16 protein-coding genes and 1 tRNA gene are annotated in these 24,245 nt (G+C 49.7%); 6 read left to right on the plus strand and 11 right to left on the minus strand.

The features are described 5' to 3' along the window. Positions 1-3: 3 nt before the first annotated feature. Positions 4-79 (plus strand) — tRNA-Thr (locus ACMGGM_RS17765). A 492-nt stretch (positions 80-571) separates the two neighbouring features. Here ACMGGM_RS17765 and ACMGGM_RS17770 read toward each other — a convergent pair. Genes ACMGGM_RS17770 through ACMGGM_RS17785 form a run of 4 tightly spaced genes read right to left on the minus strand, consistent with a single transcriptional unit; the run spans position 572 to position 5,074 of the window. Further along, the gene (locus ACMGGM_RS17770) at positions 572-1,264 is read right to left on the minus strand and encodes a response regulator transcription factor (RefSeq protein WP_052684084.1); all 693 of its coding nucleotides are present in this window, start codon (positions 1,262-1,264) and stop codon (positions 572-574) included. A 49-nt stretch (positions 1,265-1,313) separates the two neighbouring features. Continuing rightward, positions 1,314-3,776 carry a CS1-pili formation C-terminal domain-containing protein gene (locus ACMGGM_RS17775; protein WP_250365968.1) on the minus strand — a complete coding sequence of 821 codons (2,463 nt, stop codon included), beginning with the start codon at positions 3,774-3,776 and terminating at the stop codon, positions 1,314-1,316. A gap of 56 nt (positions 3,777-3,832) precedes the next feature. Beyond that, the gene (locus tag ACMGGM_RS17780) at positions 3,833-4,315 is read right to left on the minus strand and encodes a CS1 type fimbrial major subunit (protein ID WP_045269688.1); all 483 of its coding nucleotides are present in this window, start codon (positions 4,313-4,315) and stop codon (positions 3,833-3,835) included. A 27-nt stretch (positions 4,316-4,342) separates the two neighbouring features. Continuing rightward, positions 4,343-5,074, minus strand: a complete 732-nt coding sequence (locus ACMGGM_RS17785; protein WP_069601762.1) for a hypothetical protein — start codon at positions 5,072-5,074, stop codon at positions 4,343-4,345. A gap of 255 nt (positions 5,075-5,329) precedes the next feature. Here ACMGGM_RS17785 and ACMGGM_RS17790 point away from each other — a divergent pair, with 255 nt between their 5' ends. The 3 genes from ACMGGM_RS17790 to ACMGGM_RS17800 all read left to right on the plus strand — a co-directional run bounded on the left by ACMGGM_RS17790 (position 5,330) and on the right by ACMGGM_RS17800 (position 11,461). Beyond that, on the plus strand, positions 5,330-6,550 hold the full coding sequence (locus ACMGGM_RS17790; RefSeq protein WP_213784187.1) for a hypothetical protein: 1,221 nt from the start codon (positions 5,330-5,332) through the stop codon (positions 6,548-6,550). Positions 6,551-6,736: 186 nt separating this feature from the next. Beyond that, positions 6,737-9,073 carry an ATP-binding protein gene (locus tag ACMGGM_RS17795; protein ID WP_414149058.1) on the plus strand — a complete coding sequence of 779 codons (2,337 nt, stop codon included), beginning with the start codon at positions 6,737-6,739 and terminating at the stop codon, positions 9,071-9,073. A 75-nt stretch (positions 9,074-9,148) separates the two neighbouring features. Beyond that, positions 9,149-11,461, plus strand: a complete 2,313-nt coding sequence (locus ACMGGM_RS17800; protein WP_333109946.1) for an ATP-binding protein — start codon at positions 9,149-9,151, stop codon at positions 11,459-11,461. Here ACMGGM_RS17800 and ACMGGM_RS17805 read toward each other — a convergent pair. Together ACMGGM_RS17805 and ACMGGM_RS17810 are read right to left on the minus strand one after the other, a co-directional pair. Beyond that, complete coding sequence (locus ACMGGM_RS17805; protein ID WP_414149059.1) at positions 11,427-12,131, minus strand: response regulator; 705 nt, start codon at positions 12,129-12,131, stop codon at positions 11,427-11,429. The two genes, ACMGGM_RS17800 and ACMGGM_RS17805, sit on opposite strands and share 35 nt — an antisense overlap. Before the next feature lie 828 nt (positions 12,132-12,959). Next, positions 12,960-13,403: a hypothetical protein gene (locus ACMGGM_RS17810; RefSeq protein WP_127314866.1), complete on the minus strand. Its 444-nt coding sequence runs from the start codon at positions 13,401-13,403 to the stop codon at positions 12,960-12,962. Positions 13,404-13,856: 453 nt separating this feature from the next. Here ACMGGM_RS17810 and ACMGGM_RS17815 point away from each other — a divergent pair, with 453 nt between their 5' ends. Both ACMGGM_RS17815 and ACMGGM_RS17820 read left to right on the plus strand, forming a co-directional pair. Continuing rightward, positions 13,857-17,129, plus strand: coding sequence for an ATP-binding protein (locus tag ACMGGM_RS17815; RefSeq protein WP_414149060.1), 3,273 nt, complete (start codon positions 13,857-13,859; stop codon positions 17,127-17,129). Between the two features lie 15 nt (positions 17,130-17,144). Then, on the plus strand, positions 17,145-17,768 hold the full coding sequence (locus ACMGGM_RS17820; protein WP_158236410.1) for a response regulator transcription factor: 624 nt from the start codon (positions 17,145-17,147) through the stop codon (positions 17,766-17,768). A gap of 45 nt (positions 17,769-17,813) precedes the next feature. Here ACMGGM_RS17820 and ACMGGM_RS17825 read toward each other — a convergent pair whose 3' ends face one another. The 5 genes from ACMGGM_RS17825 to ACMGGM_RS17845 form a co-directional block, all read right to left on the minus strand. Next, positions 17,814-18,818, minus strand: coding sequence for a fimbrial protein (locus ACMGGM_RS17825; protein ID WP_232947936.1), 1,005 nt, complete (start codon positions 18,816-18,818; stop codon positions 17,814-17,816). Positions 18,819-18,841: 23 nt separating this feature from the next. Next, entirely contained in the window at positions 18,842-19,867 is a 1,026-nt protein-coding gene (locus ACMGGM_RS17830) for a fimbrial protein (protein ID WP_087529055.1), read from the minus strand. 24 nt (positions 19,868-19,891) lie between these two features. Beyond that, positions 19,892-22,432 (minus strand): fimbria/pilus outer membrane usher protein, encoded by a 2,541-nt coding sequence (locus ACMGGM_RS17835; RefSeq protein WP_414149061.1) that lies wholly within the window; start codon positions 22,430-22,432, stop codon positions 19,892-19,894. Between the two features lie 30 nt (positions 22,433-22,462). Further along, positions 22,463-23,146, minus strand: coding sequence for a molecular chaperone (locus ACMGGM_RS17840; RefSeq protein ID WP_087529057.1), 684 nt, complete (start codon positions 23,144-23,146; stop codon positions 22,463-22,465). Positions 23,147-23,219: 73 nt separating this feature from the next. Beyond that, a complete protein-coding gene (locus ACMGGM_RS17845; RefSeq protein WP_045134696.1) occupies positions 23,220-23,747 on the minus strand; it encodes a fimbrial protein in 528 nt (175 codons plus the stop codon). Between the last annotated feature and the right edge of the window lie 498 nt (positions 23,748-24,245).

A 24,245-nucleotide genomic window follows, 5' to 3' on the forward strand; every position in this document is an offset into this window, starting at 1 on the left:
AGGGCCGATATAGCTCAGTTGGTAGAGCAGCGCATTCGTAATGCGAAGGTCGTAGGTTCGACTCCTATTATCGGCACCACTCAAAACTCTTCTCATGTCTACCGAAAACAACTCAAAGCTGTTTCCGTCCTGTAATCTTATTTCCTGTTATCAACGGGTTTATATTCGTTCCAGGGTTATAGCTTCACTGAAACTTAATACGCGACAGGCTGGCGCTGCTAAACCCAGAGAGAAAGCCTATAAGCTGACAGATGGTATCGACCCATCCTTTACCAGGAAAGAAGAAAAGCAGATTCGGGATGTACCACTCAATAATATGTTTCATTCTGTGGCGCTTGAGTGGCATGGCTTTCGGGAATATATAAAGATGTAACTTGAAAACTAACTCATTTTCAATTTATTATATAGTTTACTCTAATTCCTTCTTCTGCTTTAACCTCCAATATTATGAAGTCTGTAAAATAAAAAAACTCGACAAATAAATAATGTTGATATCATTTCATTAGCCAATTCAACTCAATTGTTTTTGCTCGCAATATTGCTGAGTCCGCCGGTCAATGACTTGTGTTTGTTATGCGCTGTAGTCCAGATTATGGCGCAGTAAATAAAGTTCTCTATTCGATTTAAGCCCCAGTTTGCGCATACCGGTCTGTTTCTGTCCGCTGATAGTCTTAATACTGCGTCCATATTTTTGTGCAATCTCTTTCACAGTCATTCCCTCCAGCAAGCCGTGTATGACTTCCTGCACTTTGGGCGACAAACTGCTGAGCGAAACCCGCGAAGCTTCTTGCGTTGGCGGCGCATGTCTGGAAGAAGCCTGCATTTCAGCGTAATGTAATTGCGCCAGCAGTACCGCCATTTCCAGCTCCAGATACACATTGCCGCTACCGACCACCTTTACCGCATTAATCATTTCAGCTTCTGACGCCTGCTTGTGAATGAACCCTCGTGCGCCATTGCGCAATGCCATGGAGACGCTGCTGGCAGAATAAAACGAAGACATCACTAAAATATATAAATTTGGATGGTGCTTATGCAAATAATTAATTAAGTTGATTCCGTTTTTTTTCTGCGGCAAAAGCGCAAAATCCATAAGCAAAATATCAGCATCATTAATGAATATATCCAGATCTGTGCAATCACTTACACTACCCAACAATTTAATATCAAACTCATGCTGGAAGAGATTATGAACGCCCCGTAAAAAAATTGGTTGATCGTCAAGGATAATGATGCGCAACGGTTGAGAACGGCTGAAATTCATGGGATCCGCTTCCTGTATAAATATTTTTGAAAAGTCTCCACGTGCAGGCTTAACTCTTTTGCTTTTTACAACTCAGATCGCCGACCATCAGCGTATTATTTTCACGCTTGAATGCATTGACATCCAGATGTACTTTGCATTGCTGATCGTTACGTGAATGAATGATCAGTTCCGGCGTATGTTCATGCATATCAGTGACAAAAAAACCATCCCCTTCAGAGATACCATGTCCGGCATGATTCACTAATTTGGCACCGGACAAAGGATTTCCGTTAATATCTACCACGCGACCAATCACCGTGACGGTTTTCATTACGCGTACTTTAGCGGTTGCTACCCCCCCTTTATTCAAGTGATAAGGCAGTTCCGTTGGCCAGACTTTGAGTGCTGGCGCATCTTTACCAATGAAATCAATTTGCATCTGACCTGATTTCCACGCATTCACGGGAATGAAATTACGACCGGCACGTAAAGTGCTGGTGGTTCCCATGCTATCCCAGGCTTTGAGGATGACATCTGCATCGTCACTCTCAACATCAATGATCATGCCGGTGTGACTGGCCCATGATTCAGGGGTATGGCTGGCTGAGACCTTACCGCCACCAACGGCAAGCGTATTACTCATGTTGATACCGCCACTCAATTTGCTGTTATTGCTGGTACTTTGCGCATATATCGAACCGCTGGCGTAGCGATGCGCGAAGTCGCTATAAATATTGCCGCTCAGACCATATCGATCGCCGGTGACCCCAGCCGAAAAGCTTTTAATGCTCCCTTGTTCAAAGGACTGGCTTATACCCGCGGAAGCGAACATTTCTCGTTCACCCCGGTTATCATTACGACTGCCCAATGTCGCGTTTATGCTGCGTCCACTCCCGCCCAGGGCGAAGCTGAGATTAAGGTTCGCTCCACGATTTCTTGTGCTCCCACTTTGGCGATAAGGACGATCAAAGCCGTTTAGCGTTAATGAGATTGGCGTGTCTTTAACGGTGAAACGAGTACGCCAGTTAGCATCTATCCCAACGCTCTTTTCACGTTCGTAATGCGTGCCGCGTAGTGAAAGCGAGTCGCCATTATCGAGTCGATGGTTTAGTGTCGCCCCGCTGGATTGATGCTTAGTGGTTTGGCACTTTTTGTTACCGCAAAAGGAGTTTTCCTCGCCGTACCAGCTCTGGCTATGATTCAGCATTAAGCTGGTTTGTGGTCGCATTTGCCAGTTGAACTGCGTGTCGAATCGCGACCCCAGACTGTCGCTCACGCCGACGCTGCCATAAAGGCGGACATTCTGCCCAGCCTGAATATCGGTTGAAGCGCCCACCTGGTTCCCGTTGGCATTACGTTGTCCTGCAGCACCTACAATCACACGCGGATGCAACAAATAGTTAGCGCTAGCACCCAATGCCTCTTTGCCACTGTTATCGTTAAGACGATTGTTGCCCAGCTGTTGTTCGACACCTCCATATATATTGTATTGCCAGCGACTTTCGGGATTGCGCCAGCTATTGGGCTTGTAAATTGTTTCTTCGCTGCGGCTAATTTCTTTACCCAATTCAAGTATACGCACCTCAACACTGTAAATGCCGGAGGGCAATACCGTAGTATCGAGTTGTTGCATACCCGGTTTAACCGGCTGGCTATTGATCAACACACCATCGCGATAAATTTCAGCGATTGCGTCTCGATTGGCAGTGACGTAAAGCGGATAGACGCTGGCCTGCCCCGACGTTTCTAATAACGTGTCTGAACTTCCAACCATCACGCCAACCAATGTTTGGCTACTTTGGCTGCCGGGCATTTGCGGCTGGCGCAAAATTCCCTGGCTATCAGGCATAAAGAGACCTGCTCTAACTGATTTCCCCGGTAGTTCACGTTGTAAAAAAAGCGAACTTACACGTGCCTCAGTATGACTATTCTCAACATCACTACGGCTGAGCTGGCTACTGGCCTGTGCCGTCCAGTTCCCAATACTGCCTTGTGCCTGTAAGCTTTGATAACCAGACCAGGGCTGCATTTCACCCCCAACTAAATTCATCTGGTTACGCAGTATCAATCCACTACTGCCGGTTTCAGGCAGAGCAATGTGACGCACGCCGCCCCGGGCATTTTTATCTGCATCGGTGGTGATATATAGCGCCGCGTTGATCAAGCTGTAATCAAGGCTAATTAAGCCGTCTGCACAATTTTTATCGCATTTCCCTAGCTTGTTCGACTGTTTAAGTGTATTTGCCCAACGATTACGGACTTGTGATGATAATTTGCTTTCCGAGAATTGGGAGAAATTAATAAGTTGGACGGTGTTATTCCTTGATAATAAAACCATGGCGTCACCTAAATACTCTCCATCCAGCTCAACTTTGGTCAGCAATGGCGCATCGAAGAAATGACTACTAAAATCTGCAGGCAAATTTTCTGCCTGTGTGTTCAAATCTTCCATGGCGAATACAGTGACCGGCAGCGACATCAACGACATCATTACCGCAATGGTCAGAGTTTTTTTTGAGAATAACGTCATGGTTTTATCCGTTAAAAAAAGGACGCTGACGCGCCCTTGTATTCAAACAGGCACAATTAAAAACTGTGATCAAAATTCATGGTGACGGTGCCGTTATATTTCCCATCATCATAGGTTGGTGCTCCTGTTGGGCTAACCACCAGCGGCAACGTCTGTACTGTGGTAGTCGCATCATCCACAATCTCAACGGCTGAAGCAGCCCCAACAGGTAACGTTTTTCCGTCAATGGTTACTGTCAGCGGGATCTTCTTACTGATATCAGTTTCGTGAACTAACTCTGCAGCGGAAGCAATATAAGCCTCAATTTTTCCACTATTATTTAGCGCTTTCAGTTGAGTAGAAACATTATCCAGTTTCTGAGCACTTTGGTTCCACACCATCTCCTGTGTATTCGTGCCAAAAGTAGGGTCGTTAAATTCAACGAAATAACGCGTTGTTGGAACCGTAGCTTCTAAATCAAACTGTAGTGTAGTGGTATCATCTGCAATTGCCGTAGCAGAGGTGCTAATCAGTGCGGTAAGGAGAATTTTCTTGAACATGGTAGACTCTCAATAAGGGATTAAATATTAACCGAATGATTTCGGTGTACTTTTACTTCCTTCCTGCAAAATAAATTGCAGAGAATGATTGGTTTTCTGGTGTATCTGGTGTGTTTTACCAGGTAACAAGAAAACCGAATTTTCTGGCGCGCACTTTTTATTTATGCATTCTTTAATTCCGTCAATTAAAACTGTGCTATTGCCATTGTTCTTAAATGAAATGATTTGTCCGACACGTTCGATTTGCGTGCTGTATCTGACATTTTCGGGGCGTACAATAATCATTGCGCCAAATCCTGTCAGGATATTAATACCTGCACTAAGTTTTTGACGATAAGCCTCATACTCCTGCTTAGATTGATTAAATTCATACTGATCTTTAGGTAATACTGGTGAGAAGCGTACTCGGAAATAGCGCTCCTGTTCACGCTTACCAGAAAACACTAATCGTCCGGACTGCATAGCCTTAGCAGGAATAATCATGCGCAATGGGGTAAACACCAGGCCATTAATGTTTCCGCGTGCTACCTCGCTTGCATCCATTTTTCGTTCGATTTTTTTTCCATCGTGTTGATAAATTATCTCACTGACTTCCGTGCGGATATAAGCCGTTTGATCACCGTTGTTACGAATACGTTTCAATAAGGTGCTTTTATCCGCATCTATAAATTCATACATAGAGCCGATAGAGATTTGTGGCGTTGCGGCTGCAATACCTGAAGCGGTGAATAGTGCAATACCTAATAAAGTTTTTAACATTGTGACCTCTCAGTGATTAACACCACCTCGTGCCCATGCAATATGAGGTTGTGCGTATTCAATGAGCAAGACTATGCCTCAAACTAAGCTTACTCTTACACAAGACCACTCTCAAAACATGAATGTCGTCCTGCAAGGAAGAATCCTTTTTCTCGAAAAAGTTATCTTATAACTGCGACCAGTTTGAGAGTACTCCTGTTGGAGCTACTGTAAAAATAAAACAAGCTTATATCAACATCGAACTAAGAGATTATTATGATGAACCCTGTTATAAAAATTTTTATCCTATTACTGCTTACGCTTGCCACTAATCGCTTTGTCTATGCAGACGAAGTTATTATTACTACAGAGTTTACTCCTTCAGCCGTAAATCCTGGTAATAATGAATTTGTGAACACTACGCCTATTTCAGGGTTTTGTCAGACCAATGCAAACACGGCATATTGCAGAGCGGGGAATGTCACGATTGCAACTAATTTGAGTGCAAGAAATCGCGTATTAAATTTCAATAGCACCAGTTTAAGAGACCAGCTTTATCAGCGCATCGACAACGGGTGGCGAATTGTGACGTTATATGATCGAGGCAGCCGCAAACAAATCACCGCAACATTTAGAATAACGGCTGTGTTCACCAGGTTTGTGACCCGAACAGGATGGGATAAGGACAAGTTTTCCGTGGGTGGGCTATCGCCTGTTGGCGGTTGTGAGCGGGCCACTTCTCTAAGCAGTTCAACAGTTTATGATTTTGGGTGGATACATCCTGGACCTGGTCTGGAATGCTATAAAAAAGTCCCGGATGTAAATGTAAATGATATTACCATAAGTCCGATTTCCATCGGTTATGAGTTGAGATCGTTAAGTCCAATGTCATTACCCAATGGTAATTATGAGGGTTCAATTAGCTATTTTGTAGGTAATAACAATGCGATAGATTTGGGTAACGCCACTTACAGTGATGATGAGTTAAAAATTACGATTCGGACCACAATCAAACATGATTTCAAGGTTGAACACACCAGCTCTCAAAAAGTGATGCTGGAACCTCAAGGGGGCTGGGACACCGTAATCGGTTCAGGTTCAAATGAGGTTCCATTAAGAGCACAATCAACCTTTGCTTTAACCGCTTCGGCACCATTTAGCTTATATCTTGAATGCGAACATAACCAGCTTGGCAACTGTGCATTACAAAAGGAGGGGTCAGATGAAACGGTTCCCGTTATTATCTCCGTAACGATGCCCCAAATGCGAAATATAATAACGGGTGAATCCGTGACAGATATGGTGCTACCGATGCGACAAAATCATATGCCAAGCTTTAATCTTGAACCTACACAATTTAATAATGCCGCTTCATCAACAGTTCAGTTTAAGATTAATGGGCCTGATAGTCGTAAAATGATCACCCAACCCGGTACCACCTGGAAAGGGGCAGTAACGCTCGTATTTGATGCCGATTTGCCTTTCGCCAGCCAATAACCTGCCCCTTACTACCTCTTCGAATGGGGCGATCCATTCAGCCTGACGCCGGTGCATGCTGGCTCAGGCTAGATCCCCGCAACGCATCTCCACTGCTTACAGCCTCATTACAACATGATTAACTTGCAAAGTGCGCCATTATTCGCAATCAATATCTCTTATTGAGATTATATTGATGGTTAATTCATGAAAAAGTGGATAACACTTCTGCTCTGTCTTATCACTTTATCTGCCGCTCAGGCGAAGCCGACAGCGCTTAGCCCGGAACAACTGGAGTGGATTAAGCACCATCCGGACGTCACCTACACCGTCAGCGACCGCTGGCCGCAGGACTTTCGCGTCAACGGTCATCCGGTCGGGCTCAGTCAGAGTGTTCTGCAGGAAATCAGCGCACGGACGGGGCTGCATTTCAGGTATATCGCTCCTGAAGACGCAGTAGCATCACCGCCTATGCTTGTTGCGGCGCTCAGCGTGCAATTACTTAGCGATAACGATAAATCCCGCTGGCTGATGACTCATGCATGGGCTAACACCATGCCCATGCTGATCGGTAAAAATACCGCGACAGGCATCCGGACTCTGGGTCAAATGTCCGGTAAAACGCTGGCGATCGAGAAAAACAGTGAATATGCCAGTTGGATCCGCCAGCATAATCCTGCAATACGGTTGGTTGAAGTTAGCGATGTAAAGGCTGCACTGCAGAAGGTTGAAGACGGTGACAGCGATGCTGCTATTGGCTCAGGGCTGGTGATTCTACCGCTTCTCCAGCGTTATTATGCACGTGATATGGCCATATCCGGACAGGTTCCTGAAATGGCCAGCAGCATCAATATGGCCGTTGATCCTCACTATCCGATACTGCGCGATATTATCAACGTCACCCTTGAAAGCATCAGCGCCCTTGAGGCACAGCAGGTTTTTGAACACTGGGTAGGTATTGTAGATTTTGGTTCGCCCTCGATAAGCGTGGTTATATACCATTATCGCTATGAACTTTTTGTTTTTGGCATTCTGTTAATGCTGTTAATGCTGACTCTGTTTTACGCCCTTAAGGCTCGCCGACGGGCGCAGAGAAGCGAAAAACAAAAAGAAGAGTTTCTCGCCATCATGAGTCATGAAATTCGCACGCCGATGAACGCCATTGTTGCCGCTCTGGAGCTCCAACAGCAGCCAGCGGGCCAGCATAAATCGGAGGAATATCAGGTGCTCGCGCTCTCTGCAGCCAATGATTTACTGGAATTACTCAATAATGTGCTCGACCACAGCAAACTCACCCATCAGCCTGTGCCGCTTCAGATGGCTCCCTGCGATATTCGTCAGTTACTCATGGTGGTATGTGACAGCCAGCGGCCGTCAGCAGAACGCAAAGGATTAAAGCTATATTCTGCGCTGGACGCTTTACCCTCCGATTTATGGATTGACGCAGATGCACACCGTGTAAGGCAGATTGTTAATAATCTTCTTTCAAACGCGGTCAAATTCACTGACGTCGGTAGCATTGCATTAGAGTGCACCTGGACGTCAGAGGAAAGTGTATGCGGAGTACTCTCCATCAGGGTAACGGACAGCGGTATCGGTATCAGTGAAGTCGATCAGCAGCGCCTTTTTCAGGCGTGGCACCAGGCTGAAAGCAGTGGTACAGGCCTTCGCAGCGGCAGTGGTTTAGGGCTCTACCTGTCCCGCCAGCTTGCAAAACAAATGGGAGGTGATATTTCGCTTAAAAGTGAACAAGGTAAGGGCAGCATCTTTACCTGCACACTGTCGGCGCAACGCGTACATCCCCCCGAAACAGATACGCCCACCGCGGATAACCTGCCCGTGCTTTCTCTGGGCTTAAGTGTGCTGATTGTTGAGGATCATCCCGCTAATCAACGCGTGATATCTGCACAGCTTGATCTGTTGGGTTGCGAATGGGAAGTCGCTCAAAGTGCGGAGGATGCGTTTCAGTTGCTTGAAGATGAAAATTATTACGACCTTATGCTGCTGGATTGTAATCTGCCGGGTAAAGATGGCTACTGGCTGGCCGGTGAAATCAGGCAATATGAACGCCTGCACCAACATGAACGCATGCCTATAATAGCTATTTCTGCTGTCAGTAGTCAGGAACACCATAAACGGTGCCAGCTAAGCGGTATGGACGATGTACTGGTCAAACCTATCCGTTTAAACCCACTCGCAGAAATGCTTAGGCGGTATTGTCTCCCCTCTCATCAGGGGCTTAATTTTGGACAGCTCAACGACGATACCTCATTCGCAGGCAGATCCTCGCCGGTGATTAATGACGAAGTGCGGCAGTTGCTCAGACAGGACATAGATCAATTTCACCAGGCATGCGAGAGCCGTGACAATATTCAGATGATTTATTACAGCCACCGGATACGCGGCGTGGCGCAGATGTATAATCTTTCCGAGCTCGCGTTACTTTCGGAAGAAATTGAACAATCCTTGCGACGGCAAGGAGTGCCCGATCTGCTCAGAATTGATGCGTGGAGAAATAGACTGGATCACATCAAAATCAAATGAGAGTGCTCTTGTAGAGCTTGTGGTGTTTTTTTCATCAAATACCTGAATTGATTTTAGGAATTCAGGTTATTCATTATGCATTTCATCATCAGCCTGTTGATGACACTCACAGGTCTGTTTTATCACCTGCCATCTGCGGCATCAGAGCCGCTTTTTTCCCCGGAAGAACGACGATGGATCGCAGAACATCAGCAGGTCATTTATAACGTCATCCCCAGCTGGCCTCTGGACTATGAAGAAAAAGGACAACATTTTGGTCTGAGTCGTGATTACCTCGACGTGATAAGCAAAATAAGCGGGCTGAATTTTATTCTGACTGACGGAGCCAAAGCCCCGCAGCTTATTTCCGCAATATCCCCTGAATTTTTACCCGAAAGCGAGCTTAAAGAATGGCGCTTCAGCCAGCGATGGATGACCACACACGCCCTGGTTATCAGTGATAATGACGCGGCCACAATACAGTCACTGCAACAACTCAGTGGGAAACGCGTTGCGGTTCGCCGTGGCACTTATTATGAAAGCTGGCTTCGTGAACACCACCCGGAGATTAGCCTGGTCCCCCAGGATCATACTCGTGGATTATTCGAAGCGATCTATAGTGGGGATGCGGATGTCGGACTTGGCGCTGATTTGGTCATCAGGCCTCTTTATTACAGGTATTACTCGCATAAGCTCGCCATTGCAGGGCAGATCCCTGAATTACGCGCGGGTATTAATATCGCTATTCGGCAGGATCAGCCTCTGCTATTGAGCATAATAAATAAGTCGCTAGGATCGATTCCAGCACAAATGAGTAATACTATTTTTAACCGCTGGGTGAGTGATATGAAACTCGGCTATCCCAGCACTGGGGTTATTTTTTCTTTGTACAGTCTGGAAATTTCGGCTTTTTTATTGCTGCTGATATTGCTGGGATGGATGCTGCAACGCACCGTAAAACTGTGGCGAAAAGCCATGGCCAGTGAAAAACATAAGACGCAGTTTTTGGCAATGATGAGCCATGAAATTCGCACGCCTATGAATGCGATGATTGCCTCCCTTGAACTGCTGAATCGCCCGGTGACGGATGAGCAACGGGAACAGTATCTCGCACTTGCCAGTTCTTCCGCCCGCAGTCTGCTGGACCTGCTAAACGATATACTTGATCACAGCAAAATAAGCCAGAAAGGTATCCGCCTTGAGTCGCGCCCGTTTGTACTTGCAGAGCTTATCCGTGCGGTATGTGACAGCTATCGTCCACTTGCCGCGCAAAAAGGACTGATGCTGTCCGTATGTATCAATCCCGACCTCGATAACCAGATGATGGAAGGTGATCCGCACCGGATCAGACAAGTCGTCAACAATCTGCTGTCCAATGCGATAAAGTTCACCGCGAGTGGTTCTGTTTCAGTAACGCTAAAGGGTGAGTTTTTGGCCAATAAAACGTGCATGATTTCGCTAGACGTCGCCGATACGGGTATAGGCATTTCACCTGAAATCCAACATAACCTGTTTAAAGCCTGGATGCAGGCGGACGACGCACCCGATCGCCATTATGGAGGTAGCGGGCTGGGTTTATGGATTTGCTGGCAGTTGATGCGTCTGATGAAGGGTGAGCTGATGTGTCAGAGCGAACCGGACAAGGGAAGCCTATTTAGCATAAAGCTACCCCTTCGTTTAACTGAACCGGAGAGAATGCCTGCCGAGCCAGATCTTCCGCTTTTTAAGTCCGATACAATACTTCTTGTCGTGGAAGATCACCCTGCTGCACAACGAATATTGAAGGATCAGCTGGCGGTGCTGGGTTGCCAGGCCGATATAGTCGAGACTGGAGCACAAGCCTTAAGTAAAATCGCCGATGAAAACTATTATGACGTGATACTGCTTGACATTAATCTTCCCGACTTGAGCGGTTACGAAGTTGCGCGTAGGCTTCGGGAAATTGAGCAGCAACGTGGCAGTGAAGCGATGCCCTTGATTGCAATTTCTGCTATGAGTGACGAAACGCATCTTTCAAGTTGCCAGCAAAGCGGAATTAACGTGGTGCTCAGCAAACCTATCGTACTGAGCTCGCTGGCGCATAATCTGCGTCGCTGGTGCCATCTTTCCCCATCAACAGCACGCTTAAAACGTCAGCAAAATCCCCAGCAGGAGGAGGAACTGGCGCGGTGGTTGCGGGAAGACCTGCAGGGATTTTCCGCTGCAAGCTCGGATGGCAATGTCAGGCTGATGCAGTATCACGTCCATCGTCTTCGCGGCGCGGCCCAGACGTATAACCTCAATAACCTGGCATACGTCGCCACCCGGATTGAAGCGGCACTGCGGGAAGGTGCAGAACTCAGCAGCAGCCAGAAGGAATCCTGGCTGCAAACGCTTAAAATTGAAGTATCTTCATTAACTCATCTTTGATAATAAAAAGCTCGTGGTCAGCTTTCAAACCCAGCTTGCGCAAAGCACTCTGTTTCTGGCCGCTAACGGTCTTCAGGCTGCGGTTAAATTTCTCGGCAATCTCTGTGACTGTCATACCGGTAATAAAACATCGGATAACCTCCTGCTCTTTAGGTGAAAGAACCGCCAGACTTAATGCCCGTTCAACATTCACCTTGCTGAAGTTTCCTGTCAGCAGCACTTCCCCCTGCTGCTGATATTGGGCCAACTCCTGTGCCATTCGGCTTTCAATGAACGTTCTACCACGGCTGACCTCAAGTACTGCATTTTGAATTTCTTCAAAAGGTCGATTTTTACCAATAAATCCGTTGGCCCCACCGCGCAGTGCCTGCGCTACAGTGGCTGTGTTGTAATGCGCTGAAAGTACCAGAATGGCAACATCCTCATACTGCCGACGAACCATCTGAATAAGGCTGAGGCCGTCGATATCAGACGGCGCAAGTTCATAATCCACAATTATCACATCAGCTTTAAATGCCTTCAGCGCTTTCAGTAATTCTTTGCTGTCAGTAAAAGTACCTGTGACATTAAAATCAGGGTTTTCGCGCAATACATCAGCAAGCCCTCGTAGCACCAGAAGATGATCGTCTAACAAGGCAATGGAAACCTGATTTCGCGCTGTACTTTTCATCACAATCACTCATAGCAATAGATTCGGTTAACTTTAGTGTGGAGCATTGTAAAAACTCCCGCTTTGTCGACTTCCTGTCCGCAACCTTCCATAAATCTGACGATAATCACTTTATGATTCAAAACTCGCCAAATCAATCCTACAGGATCCACAACTTAAGGTTAGTTTAGCGGGGGGTAGCACTTATACATGAAATTAACGTTCGCACGCGCGAAGATTTGAAAGAGCCCATATAGAACACGCTTGCAGAATATATTCGTTATCACTGCACCATTTCCACCTCGTCTTAGCCAGGTTCACTGAGCATGGCTGACTAGCCACGGTAGCGTCAGGAAATCAGCCCGCGCGCCGTCTGGTCTGTTTGCTGAACAACTGACTCAAAGCGATACCGGTCATGGCGTGAGCCCGGATCTGAGCACACTGGATCTGGCTGAGTTGTGAATGATTGCACCATCCAACAGGCTTTGTGTGCCTCTAAAAGGGGGGAAGGTGCAGGATGGTCCTGATCTGCGGCACAGGGTTCGAATCCATTTCTCTTTTGAAGGTTGCCCGGTTAAATACACTATGCCCGACGGCTTTGCCTTCATGACGGATCTGCAGAGGTAATGTGGTGGCCATTTTTTGGCCGCTACAAGAGTTTTAGAATTTAAATGGCTATGTAAATCAAATGATTATGTTTTATTGGTTTCTGTTAACGCATCATCTCAAACTCATTCCAGGCCAAGCGGAATCAACCCAAAGCCTGATAGTGCGGTTTCTGGCCCGGATTTTCTGGTATCAACGGGAATTTGTTCTGGCAAACTAAAATGCTCACGCTGCAATGGAGAACTACAGGTTTTGATAAAGATGTCTGTTTTTTCTTACTAACAGTGCATTCAGGCTTTTCAACCCGGCTCGTTTTAGGGCCAGCATTTTGTATCGACTTACCGCGTTGTAGCTGATGCCCATCCTCCGGGCAACATCGCCGGGTTTTTCCCCCTTCATTAAGGCGTATAACACTTCGCGTTCAACCATTCTGGCGCGCTGATGTCCCTCCGGACGAGAAGACCTACGGACGGGGATAGCAGACAGCAGAAGATGAAACAGACTGCGCTTTAACCTGTTTACGGGAGCCGATTTCTCAATAAAAATGATTTTCTTATTGTGCTCAAGGCTGTAAGTATCGCGAAAAATACGGTCTGTCATGACCACTATCGTCGTGTCCGTCGTAATACATGCCGACAAAATATTCAGTTTGTCCTCCCTTAAGGCGACCTCGTCGAGAATCACCATATCTGCGTTGCAGTGGGTGTGCGGGAGCGTAGTTGACGAGATTTTTGTTATGAGCAACCTACCGCATGCCTGTGCGTCTGCCGATAAAACCGTATAAAGCCCCTGCGACGTAAAATGGCATGCCGTTCCGATAAGAACGCGCCGGAGAGGGGCTCTTTTTGTGTCAGGCATAAGGGGGTTATCGAAGATAGGGTTGTCATTCATCATGTTTTTTACACTGCGCCTGGGAAAGATTTCTGTCGTATATTTACGGTAACGGAAAAGAACAGGGAGAAATATGAGACCGCGCCACCTTATCCTGTAGGCAGGGGACTACAGGTTCAGTCGGTTCATCACGCCTGAGCGAGCAGTAAGGTTTAGAGACCTAATGACCATCACATTCAGGGTCACACTTCCGGCGTATTTTTGACTGAATTCACGAACAGACTTCGACGCACACGCTAATGGAGGCGTATGTCAGCATTATGGAATAAGTCAGGCCTTCTTCTTGCGTTGATTTGTCTGCTGGGACCTGCTTTTGCTATTTCGGCCAAACCCGTTTCGCTAAATCTTCTGGCCCATACGCATTTTTCTGAGCCCCTTCCCGAACTTAATCCTGACGATAAAGGCTGGCTTCAACAGCATCCAGCAATCCGCGTTGGGGTGAGCGCATCCGCACATCCACCCTATCAGGTGAGCATTGCCGATCGGGATTTTGAGGGGATTACGGCGGACTACCTCGAACGTTTGTCCCGCACGCTGGGAGTGGATTTCCAGGTATTACGTTACCCTGACAGTTCTGCAGCATTGGAAGCCTTAACCGCGTCACAGGTGGACATGATCGTCGACGATCGTTCCCTTACCGATACAGAACGTCATCCCGACCTGCTTCTGACCGACCGTTATCTGGCCGATCGTGCTGTTCTGGTGAGCCAAAAACCGGTTCGGGAAGCGGACGGATTACGTGGAAAAGTGCTGTTTTATATTGGTGGAGATGCGTTACGCGAACAGCTAAGAAACGCGTTTCCGAAGGCTTCATTGACTGCCGCTACAGATGATTACCGCGCAATGGCGTCTGTGGCCAATGATGACAATGCCGTATTCTGGACCAACTTTGTGACGGCTGCCGAGATTAATCGTCAGAATTTCAATAGCCAGTTAACGCTGTCCCCCAGTACGTTTTTGCCAGAACAGGGACCCAGATTTATCATCCGTCCGGACATGATGCCCCTTAAGGATGCCATCAACACGGCACTCAGAGATCGTCGCCGCCACATTTACAATGAAGTAGCCCAGACGTGGGGTTTGACGCGCCTGTCGGAAGAGGGAAAAAAGACCCTTAAAAACGCTCTTACTTCTGAGGAAAGAAACTGGATTGCGCATCATCCTAAGATTGCGGTGTATGTGGTAAACACGCATGTTCCGGTAACTTACATTAATGATGGCGGTCAGCAGAGTGGGTATGCCGTATCATTACTCCAGAACATCGCCAAAGAGACGGGATTAACGTTCAGTTGGGTTCCGTTTTCAAATGTGCCGGAGATGCGTGATGCGCTGAAACGCGCGCCTGACTCGTTAATAGCGGCCGCAGATGCATCGGCAACTCACGAACCTGACATTATCTACTCCCGGCCCTATCAAATATCTAACTGGGTGCTGGTGACCCGTAGCGCATTCCCCGCCATTCGCTCTCTGTCTGATATGAAGGGAAAACGCGTGGCGGTATTTACCGGCATTTATTATTTACCTGAGCTGCGCGAACGCTTCCCTCAGGTGGAATTTGTTGAAGATGATTTTTCGCTGGAAACGGCGCTTTCACTTTTTACCCACCGACTCGATGGGGTCATTGTGCCGCAGACCGCGGCCAGTTTTGTACTGAAAAGCTATTTGAACGATCGTTTCCGGATCGCCTTAACCCTGCCAATCGCCCCCCTTCGGCTTGCCATGGCGACCAGCGCAGAAAATAAAGATCTGATTTCTATCATTAACAAAACGCTCAGTGAACAGACATCCAGTGAAATGGGCGCAGAACTCACGGGCTGGCAAATGCGCTATGCCCTTGAGCGCTTTGAAGTCTGGGGGCGCTACCGAACCGCTATATTAATTGCCAGCGCCGTGATGTTTGTCATCGCGGTGATGCTGGCTTTTTACTTCTGGCGCAACCGCTGGCTCAAAAAGAACCTGGCCATACAGCAAGCACTGCAAAATGAACTCACCGTGGCAAAGCAACAGGTTGAAAAGGCGAGTGAATCCAAGAGCGTGTTTCTGTCGCAAATGAGCCATGAAATACGCACGCCGCTAAATGCCATTATCGGCCTGCTTGAACTTGAGCATCTCGGCCACTCCTCCCCGGCGCAACGGCGTAATAATATTGCTGTTGCCTATGAATCATCGAAATTCCTGCTCATGCTCGTGGGCGATATTCTGGATATGGCGAAAATCGAGTCCGGTACCTATGCCGTACGCTCCGTACCGGTTTCTCTCAACGCTATTGTTAATCAGGTCAGTACGTTATTTCATCATACGGCAGAAAAAAAAGGTTTGACGCTGCTGACGCAGGTGGACGTCGAGGTTGATCGGGTCATGAGCGATCCCCTGATGCTGAGCCAGATCGCCTCCAATTTACTGAGTAACGCCATCAAATTTACCGCTCACGGTGAAGTGGAGATTGTAATCTATCAGACCCCCTCAACCCCTGAACGCGGTAATAGCTATGTGCTGGAAGTGAGTGATTCAGGTCCCGGATTAACGGAAGCCCAGCAAGCCGCTATTTTCGAACCTTTTGTGCAGGTTCACAGTGCCCACTCTGCGCGGCAGGGGACCGGGTTGGGATTGACGATTTGCCGGCAGCTCGCCGAATTACTGGACGGGCAGCTGGCGGTAGAGAGCGTACCGGGTGAAGGTACCACCTTTATTTTTCGTTTTTCTGCACCAGCGGTCATTGATGAAGCCGATTTGCCACCGGCTACGAACGTGGGGGCGGTTTCCACGCCCTGTAACATACTGGTGGTGGACGATCATGCTCCCAGCAGAATGCTACTGTCGCAGCAGCTGACGGTCGCCGGGCATACGTGCGTTGTGGCAGAAGATGGCGTTCAGGCTCTGCAGTTATGGGGTGAGGAAACGCCGCCGTTTGATATGGTGATTACAGATTGCAATATGCCCGGTATGAGCGGCTTTGAACTCATCCGGCAACTACGTGAAAAGGAAAAACAGCTGAATCGGGCTCCCGGGCCGATGCTGGGATTGACTGCCATGGCCGAGCAGAAAGTCGTCGCGCTGGCTGAGGAGGCCGGGATGACGGCCTGCTTGTTTAAGCCCGTCGAACTTGCGCGGCTCCTTGAGCATATCCCCGAAACGACGCGACTGGCATCCCCCTCCGGGGAGCGTCATACTCGTCTCGGTTTGAGGGAGATGGCGCAATCGCAGCCCGAAATATTCGACAGGCTGATCGACGCGGCGATATCGCAAAATACGCAGGACTGGGCGGCATTTAAACGGGGGATTGCGGACGCTGATTTTACGGGCATTCGACGCGCGGCGCACAGCCTGACCGGAGGGGCGAGATTACTTGAAGCGCACGAACTTGCCGGAATATGCGAGAGGCTGGAAAACGCAGCGGAAGAAGAAGACTTGCCTCACATTCTGTCTCTGGTCACCGCACTGGAGGCCCATCTGCTGCAACTGAATAATCGCCTTAAAGACCAACAGTTTTCTCACCAGGGGAAGAAGGCGGATGACGAATAAACGCAGGGTATGCTTATGAGCACAATCTTTATTGTTGATGACCATCCTGTTTCTCAACTTGCCGTGCAGGTCGTGGCGAACGGGAAGGGATATGACGTTGTGGGCACCTGCGACAACGGGCACGATGCATTAGTCTATTTGCGTAACCATCGTCCCGATCTGGTGGTGATTGATATTGATATCCCTCCGCCTGACGGACTTGAGGTCATAAAACGGCTGCGCGAAGAGAATTATCCAGGCGGAATTATTGTTCTGACGACGCACAGCGATCAGCATTTTGTAGACAGGGTCAGGGCCGCAGGCGCCAATGGTTTTATCAGTAAGAACAACCAGCTTGACGCCCTGGCAGATGCGTTCAGGGCCGTGTTAAACGGATACGAGTTTTTTCCCCAGCGCCAGTCATCGTCAGGCCGACCGGATGGGATACAGCCGGAGAAGGACCTGCTGAGCCGCCTGTCTAATCGGGAGCTGCAGGTTCTTGGCTATATCGCGCGGGGCGAACTGCTGGTGGAGATTGCGGAGAAACTGCATGTCAGCAACAAATCCGTCAGTACCTATAAGCGACGTATTATGGAAAAGCTGGGCCTGAGTAAAACGCTGGAGCTGGTCGAATTCGCTAAACGTAATCATCTGGCGTGACTAAAGGGAATTAGCGGTACCCGTTTCGGGGGACCGCTCAGCGATTTACTGGTACGTTGTCGTAAACGTTGCCGTGGCGTTAGCCGTACCCGGCGTCAGGATGGTGCCAGTCTGATAGTAGCGTGCCGCAAGCGGGAGGGCATACAGACCGTCTGACGCGGTGGTGGTAATTTTAAGCCGTTCTCCCGGTATAACTGGCGTGTGGTTAAACAGCACCTGTATCCCCACTCCGCTGGCTGTTTCACCCGAGCCTGTTGTGTCAATATTCAAAATACCCTTACTGGTATCCGCTACGCCCGCACGTCCCGCCTCCAGCGTCAGGTAAATATTAGCAGACGCGTCGCAGTTCAAATTGACGTTAAAGCTCACGTCGCGCGAGGTGCTTCCAGCCCCCGAAAACTCGGTATTTTTTATGCTTCCCATGTTCACAAAGATGTTTGGAGTGGTTACGGAACAGGCCACCGTATGTACTTCTCCACTCGCGATATTCACGTTCATGACATCCATTTCACCCACAACGCCTGCCCGCGTGATAGATCCGGTCTGCAGACGGCCTGACCCCGTTACGGGAGCAATTTTGATCAGCTGGAGCTGATAGTTCCCCCAGGAGCCGCCACAGAGCCTCCACCAGGTGGGGGAGAGGCGACACCAGATATTACTGACGCGTCTGGGCAGAGGCCCCGTTCCATAGCGCCCGGCCGTTGACCCTGCTCCCGGGGTCACAACCCTGAAGGCAAGACCCGCCACGCCTGACTGATAGAGAGTTTCAGCATTATGCTGTACTGGCTGAAAATTACCGCTTCCTGGCGCCCACTGGGTGACGAACCTGGAGGTGGTGCATTCGATAAAATCGTTCCGGTTAGCGAGTGTGGCAGAACTGGCGGTTGCAACCACGCTACCGATGGGGGTGTCGCGCTGAACGATTATCTGACCAAAATTGAGGTTAATATTGTCGCTGGCCGTAAACCGGTTATCCATAAAGCTGCAGGCACCCACCGCCATTTTAGAGGTCAGGAGCAGTACGCCGCAGAATAAAATTCGTATGTTCACTGGAGAGCGTTGTCCTAAAATAATCACTGATAAGTCATGGTAAACGTGGCATTAGCATCCGCTTTTCCCGGTGTTACCGTCGACTGTGTCTGGTAATAGCGCGCTTGCAACGGTATGGAATAGGTGCCATTCGCCGTGGTTCTGGCTACGTTTATGCGCGTGCCCAGTGAAACCGGTCTGCTGTTATAGAGCACCTGAACACCCACTCCGGTTGCGTTGTCTGCCGCCCCGGCATTGTCGAGGTTCAGCACGCCCTGTGTTGAGTCGGCCGCACCTGCACTTCCCGCTGTCAGCGTCATATTGATATTGGTGGAGGCATCGCAGTTAAGGGCGATCGCAAAATCGGTATTGCCGCTGGTGCTTCCCGTCCCCCGGAAATCGGTGTTTTTGGCCGTTCCCATGTTGACCGTAATATTAGGATTGGTTACCGAGCAGGCCACCGTCTGAACCGTGCCGCTGGCGATGGCATAGTCAAAAATAGTGGTCTCTCCGACGATCAGCGCCCGGGTAATCGTGCCGGTCGTGATGGGGCCCGATCCGGTAGTGGGGGCAATTTTGACGAGCTGAAGCTGGTAGCTTCCCCAGGTTCCCCCGCATAACCGCCACCAGGTCGACGAGCTGGTGCAGGGGACGTTGGAAATTTGACGGGGAAGAGGGCCGGTTCCATACCGGCCGCTGGTCGTTCCTGCCCCTGGAGTGACGATCCTGAAAGCCAGACCCGGGACACCGGACTGGTACAGCGTCTGGCCGCTATAGGCTACCGGCGCATACCCGGAACCTGCAGCCCACTGTGTACGGTATCCCGTGGCGTTGCATTCGATGAAATTATTTCGCCCGCCCAGAGTATTGTTTGTGGCGCTCCAGACGACGGTCCCGACGGGCGTGTCGCGTTGAACGATCACTGACCCCAGATTCAGCTGAACGGCATCATTCGGTGTAAAGCGACTGTCCATAAAGCTACAGGTGGCGAGTGCGCCGTTTGAAACCCCCATCAGCAAGATGGCCGAGAGCAGGCGGTTTCGAAATATGTGTTTGATTAACGTTTTCATTACTAACCTTCTATTGATGTTCGCTCAGCGACACTGTCCCTGGATGACCGGGATGCTTTCGCCCGTTTTCGGTTTACTCAGGCGATAGGACACCCGACATTGACGCTGCGCGTCATTTCCCCACTGCACCTTCAGCGTGCCTTCAGAAGACAGGCCGGCGAGGTACACCTGTCCACCATCGCCGACAATACTGCTGCCGGCATCCGGATCGGCGTCGTTCACAACGGTTGCGCCAAAGGGCACCGGTTTGCCGTCAGCGCGGATAAGCGTCATCATCACGCGCTGCCCTACCTGCGCGCGGTATTCTGCCCGCACCAGCGCTCCCCGGGTCGGAACGACGCTACGGCTGGTTTGTTTCAGATCGACATCCTCATCCAGCGTTGACGTGTTCAGCGTGACGTCATTGCGGCGGTACGGCATCAGGTTTGGTACGAGCGCATAACCGCGATAATCCGTTCTGATACCGGTTTGATTCTGGATAGCTACGTTCGATGCGCCCGGCACTTTGACCAGTCCAAACGTTTCGCCCATGGGTTGACCGGCGGTTATGCCCCCGGCGTGAGCGACAATACTGCCCTGGAGGACGTAGCTGAGATTGCGCTGACCGGCGCTCTGGCTGTAGGCACCATTCACCTCGCCATAAGTTCCCCGATAGTTAACGCTCCCGTAGCCGCTGTTAGACTGCTCCTGCGATGCATGGCTTTGCGTCAGGTTCCAGTTAAGGCTGTTATCCTCCAGTGCCGTACCGTTAAGTCCCACGGTATTGACGGTCCCTCGTGCGGGACTGCTGCTGACGTTGTAGCTGGCAAAGGATTTACCCAGCCACTTATCCAGAGGAATGCTCAGGTTGAGGGACAGGACATCATCGCGTTCGCTGTTTTTTCCGCCTGTGTATTGACCCCCGCCCGCAGTGTTACGATTCATGGCGTAGTTAAGGCTGTAGCTGATGCCGTTCCAGCTGTTGTTGTAACTCATATTCCACGAGGTCGTTTTACGACGGTTATCCCAGTAGTCTTCACTGATTGCCCCAACGGACAGATAACCGCGTTCGCCGCCTAAATCCTGGCTCAGGGTCAGTTCCGCGCGATTACGCTTGCGTTCGGTGCGCATGGAAGAGGGTTTATCGCGATAGCTTTCCAGGACATCAGCCAGATCGTAAAACCCCTCGGTGGAATAGCGATACCCTGCAACCGCAAGGTGGGTTCCCGTTTCCGCCAGACTTTTGCTATAACGCAGACGCCAGGATTGTCCCTGTTGTTCTTTATCGTTTTGTGGCGTACTCCACGCCTGCGTAACGTCTACCGATAACGCCCCCAGCCCCCCCAGGTTCTGACCCACGCCCGCCGCGAAAGCGCGATAAGGTTGTGCCAGCTGTGCGCCGCCATATAACGTCATCCCTTTACCCACGCCGTACAGAAGGGTTCCCTGTGAAAAGGGCGTTTTTTCAATACTGCTGTCATAGGCACGATACTGACCTGCCGTCAGGCTGAACTGCAGTCTGCCCTCACGCTGGAGGACAGGAAGAGAGGCGTAAGGCACGACCATCGACTGCTCACTGCCGTCGGCCTCTTTAATGGTGACGTACAAATCGCCGCTGCCGCCGGTAGGGTACATATCCGTGATTTCGAATGCCCCGGCCGGTACGGTTGTCTGGTAAATGACGTAACCGTTCTGGCGAATGGTGACCTGCGCACTGTTACCGCGTGCGATGCCGCGCACGACCGGCGCGTAGCCGCGCTGACTGTCGGGGATCATTTCGTCATCGGATGCCAGCTGCGCACCTCTGAAAGGCACGCTGTCAAACACGTCAGACGGGGACAGGCTGTCCCCCAGCGTTAACTGGCTTTTCAGCGGAACGATGCTGCGCTGAGCATAGGTATAGACGGTGTTCCACTTGTCGCCGCCACTATCACTGCTGGCGGGGCGGTTCCAGGTGGTGTAGTTACGAAAACGCCAGGCACCCAGATTCAGACCCGGACGCAGATTGAGATACTGACTGCTACCCTCGCCGGTCAGAGGGCTCACGCCGCTGAAGCTGTAATGCAGAAGTGCGGCGTTAATACCGTCATCCCACTGCGTGGGTGAAACATAGCCACGAATGCGCGGGTTAACCGCCGCCTGCGGGATCGAAATGTTCAGACGATGTGCGCCGAATACGAAGACAGCTGCGCTGTCCGGAATCGTTGAAAAATCCACGCACTGCTCGCCTTCAGGCTGTAATCCAGGAAATAACTCTGTACGAACGCCATATCCCGCCAGAGTTTCTGCATCCAGACACGGCTGAAGGCCGTTCTCGGAGGTCTGGAAAAAGGTGACGTCTCTGCTGTCTACCTGTTCGTCATTAAGATAGATATCAACGGGATAACGACCCGGTAACTGCCCGCCATTCTCAAAAGCCGACAGATCAGGTACGGTGCCGCCTGTACCTGTCTGCTGTAAAAGCGCAGGATTAAAGTAGTCCCTGGCTTCAGCGTGAACGGAAGGCAGAAGGAGGGCGACTAGCACGGCCATAAGGGATGGCCGAAACTCCGGACGTTTTTGTGCAGCGTATGATAATGGGGACATGGTTCTTTCCAGCGGTTCGTTACAGGTGCGTTAAAGGGAGGCTTTGTGAGCAGCGCCAGTTGCGCCGTAATCACTGATCACCTTCCATTCGACCTGATTGCCCTGAGCACCAGACGGAAGGTCAAAGAAGGCCGTTGCGCGAGGGGCAACGTAGGTCACATTCTCAAGTTGACGTCCGTTCAGGCTGATTGACTGAAAGTTGATGTAGTATGGGGTCGGGTTATTTACCGACAGGCGCTGTCCCTGACGCGTCCATTTCAGGCTGTTGCTGGCCTGATCCGGTGAGGAAGCCTTCAGGGCTGACGGGCGATAAATCAACTTCAGGCGCGTATTGACGGCCAGTTGCAGGGTATTGTCCGAACGGCTGGGATCGGCTGCGGGGATGGATTTAATATTCATCCAGAACATCGTCTCCCGATCTGCAGCGAAATTTGGGGCCATTTTCAGAATACGCAGGGTATTTTTCTGGCTTCCATCCAGGCGAAAAAGCGGAGGCGTCACGATAAAGCTCTGTTTATCGCTCTGACCGCGTTCATTTTCTATCCAGGACTGAATGAGATAAGGCGTGGCGTCGGGATTGTCTACGCTGATTGACGCCTCTTTTTTGTCACCATCATAGATAATGCGCGTGCCGCCCACGACTACGCCGGCGTGAGCCATTTCGCACCCGATGAGCATGCCCGCAACCAGTAAGGATGAGAGTTTGAATGTCACTGTGGTTTCTCCTCTGGGAAAAAGCCAGCCGGGGGCTGGCTTTCGGATAACGGCAGAAAGCGCTGCCGTTGGATCAGTTGTAAACAACGCTGAAGGTGGCGGTTGCGTTCGCTGGACCTGCGGTCACTGTGGCGGCTTTTGCTACGTAAGCAGCGTTAAATTTCAGCGTATTGGTCCCCGCCTGGGAAAGCGTGACGCGCTGAGATTCGGTGAACAGAGGCAGCACGGTGTTGTCCGCATTACGGATCTGGATGCCGACACCGGTTGCGACGCCATTCACCGGCGTCAGTGCGAGCGCGCTGTTGTCTCCCTGATAAGGCGTTCCGTCGAATTTCACCGCTGCGGAGGTCACGCTTGCCGGGCAGCTCGTCAGATCAATCTGGAAAGCGGTCGCACCGGCGGTATCACCTGCGGCGGAGAAGGCGTTTTCGCTAATCTGGCCTAAGGTGACCGTCTGGTTGGCGCTGGATGCCGATACCGTACAGGCGGCATCAATGATTTCGCCGTTAAACTGAATGGTGCCGTCAGCAGCGTGGGCGGCAGTCAGTGATGCACCGCTGATGATTGACGCGATGGCGATAAAGTGAAGTTGCTTTTTCATCAGGTTTTATTCCTGTAAGTGAGTAACAATTAACACTGTGTTTACGTATTGCGCCTGGATGATGCTGATAAAACGGCAAGCAGCTTCCTGTTTGCAGGTGATAAAAACAGCGCATTTTTGGGTTTGCGAATAAAAGTATTTTCAAAGCGATGTATTTCTCAATGATAATGAAATTTGATTTGCCCATTTTTATTAGGCTATAAATATCCATTGCGCATGAGAAATCCTGTTTATGCGTAACAGTTGGGATTTTGAAACTTATTCAAAAAGCATTTCTGTTTGGTCTCGCTTTGTGTAATCCACTATACCCTCGCAGTAAATTAAAACACTCAGACTGGGAGTTGATTTATGTCATCAAAGACGACATTACCTGTAGTCCTTTGCCTACAAGCGGCGAAAACCACCTGGTTGTGAAAATGTTTCTTTGGTTGGTAAATTAATTAAAATCAATGAATTAGATTTGTTTTTCTTCTGGTAATTGAGTTGAGAATTAAAGCG

The sequence above is a fragment of the Enterobacter sp. BNK-14 genome (assembly GCF_047456095.1).
Taxonomy (GTDB): domain Bacteria; phylum Pseudomonadota; class Gammaproteobacteria; order Enterobacterales; family Enterobacteriaceae; genus Enterobacter; species Enterobacter kobei.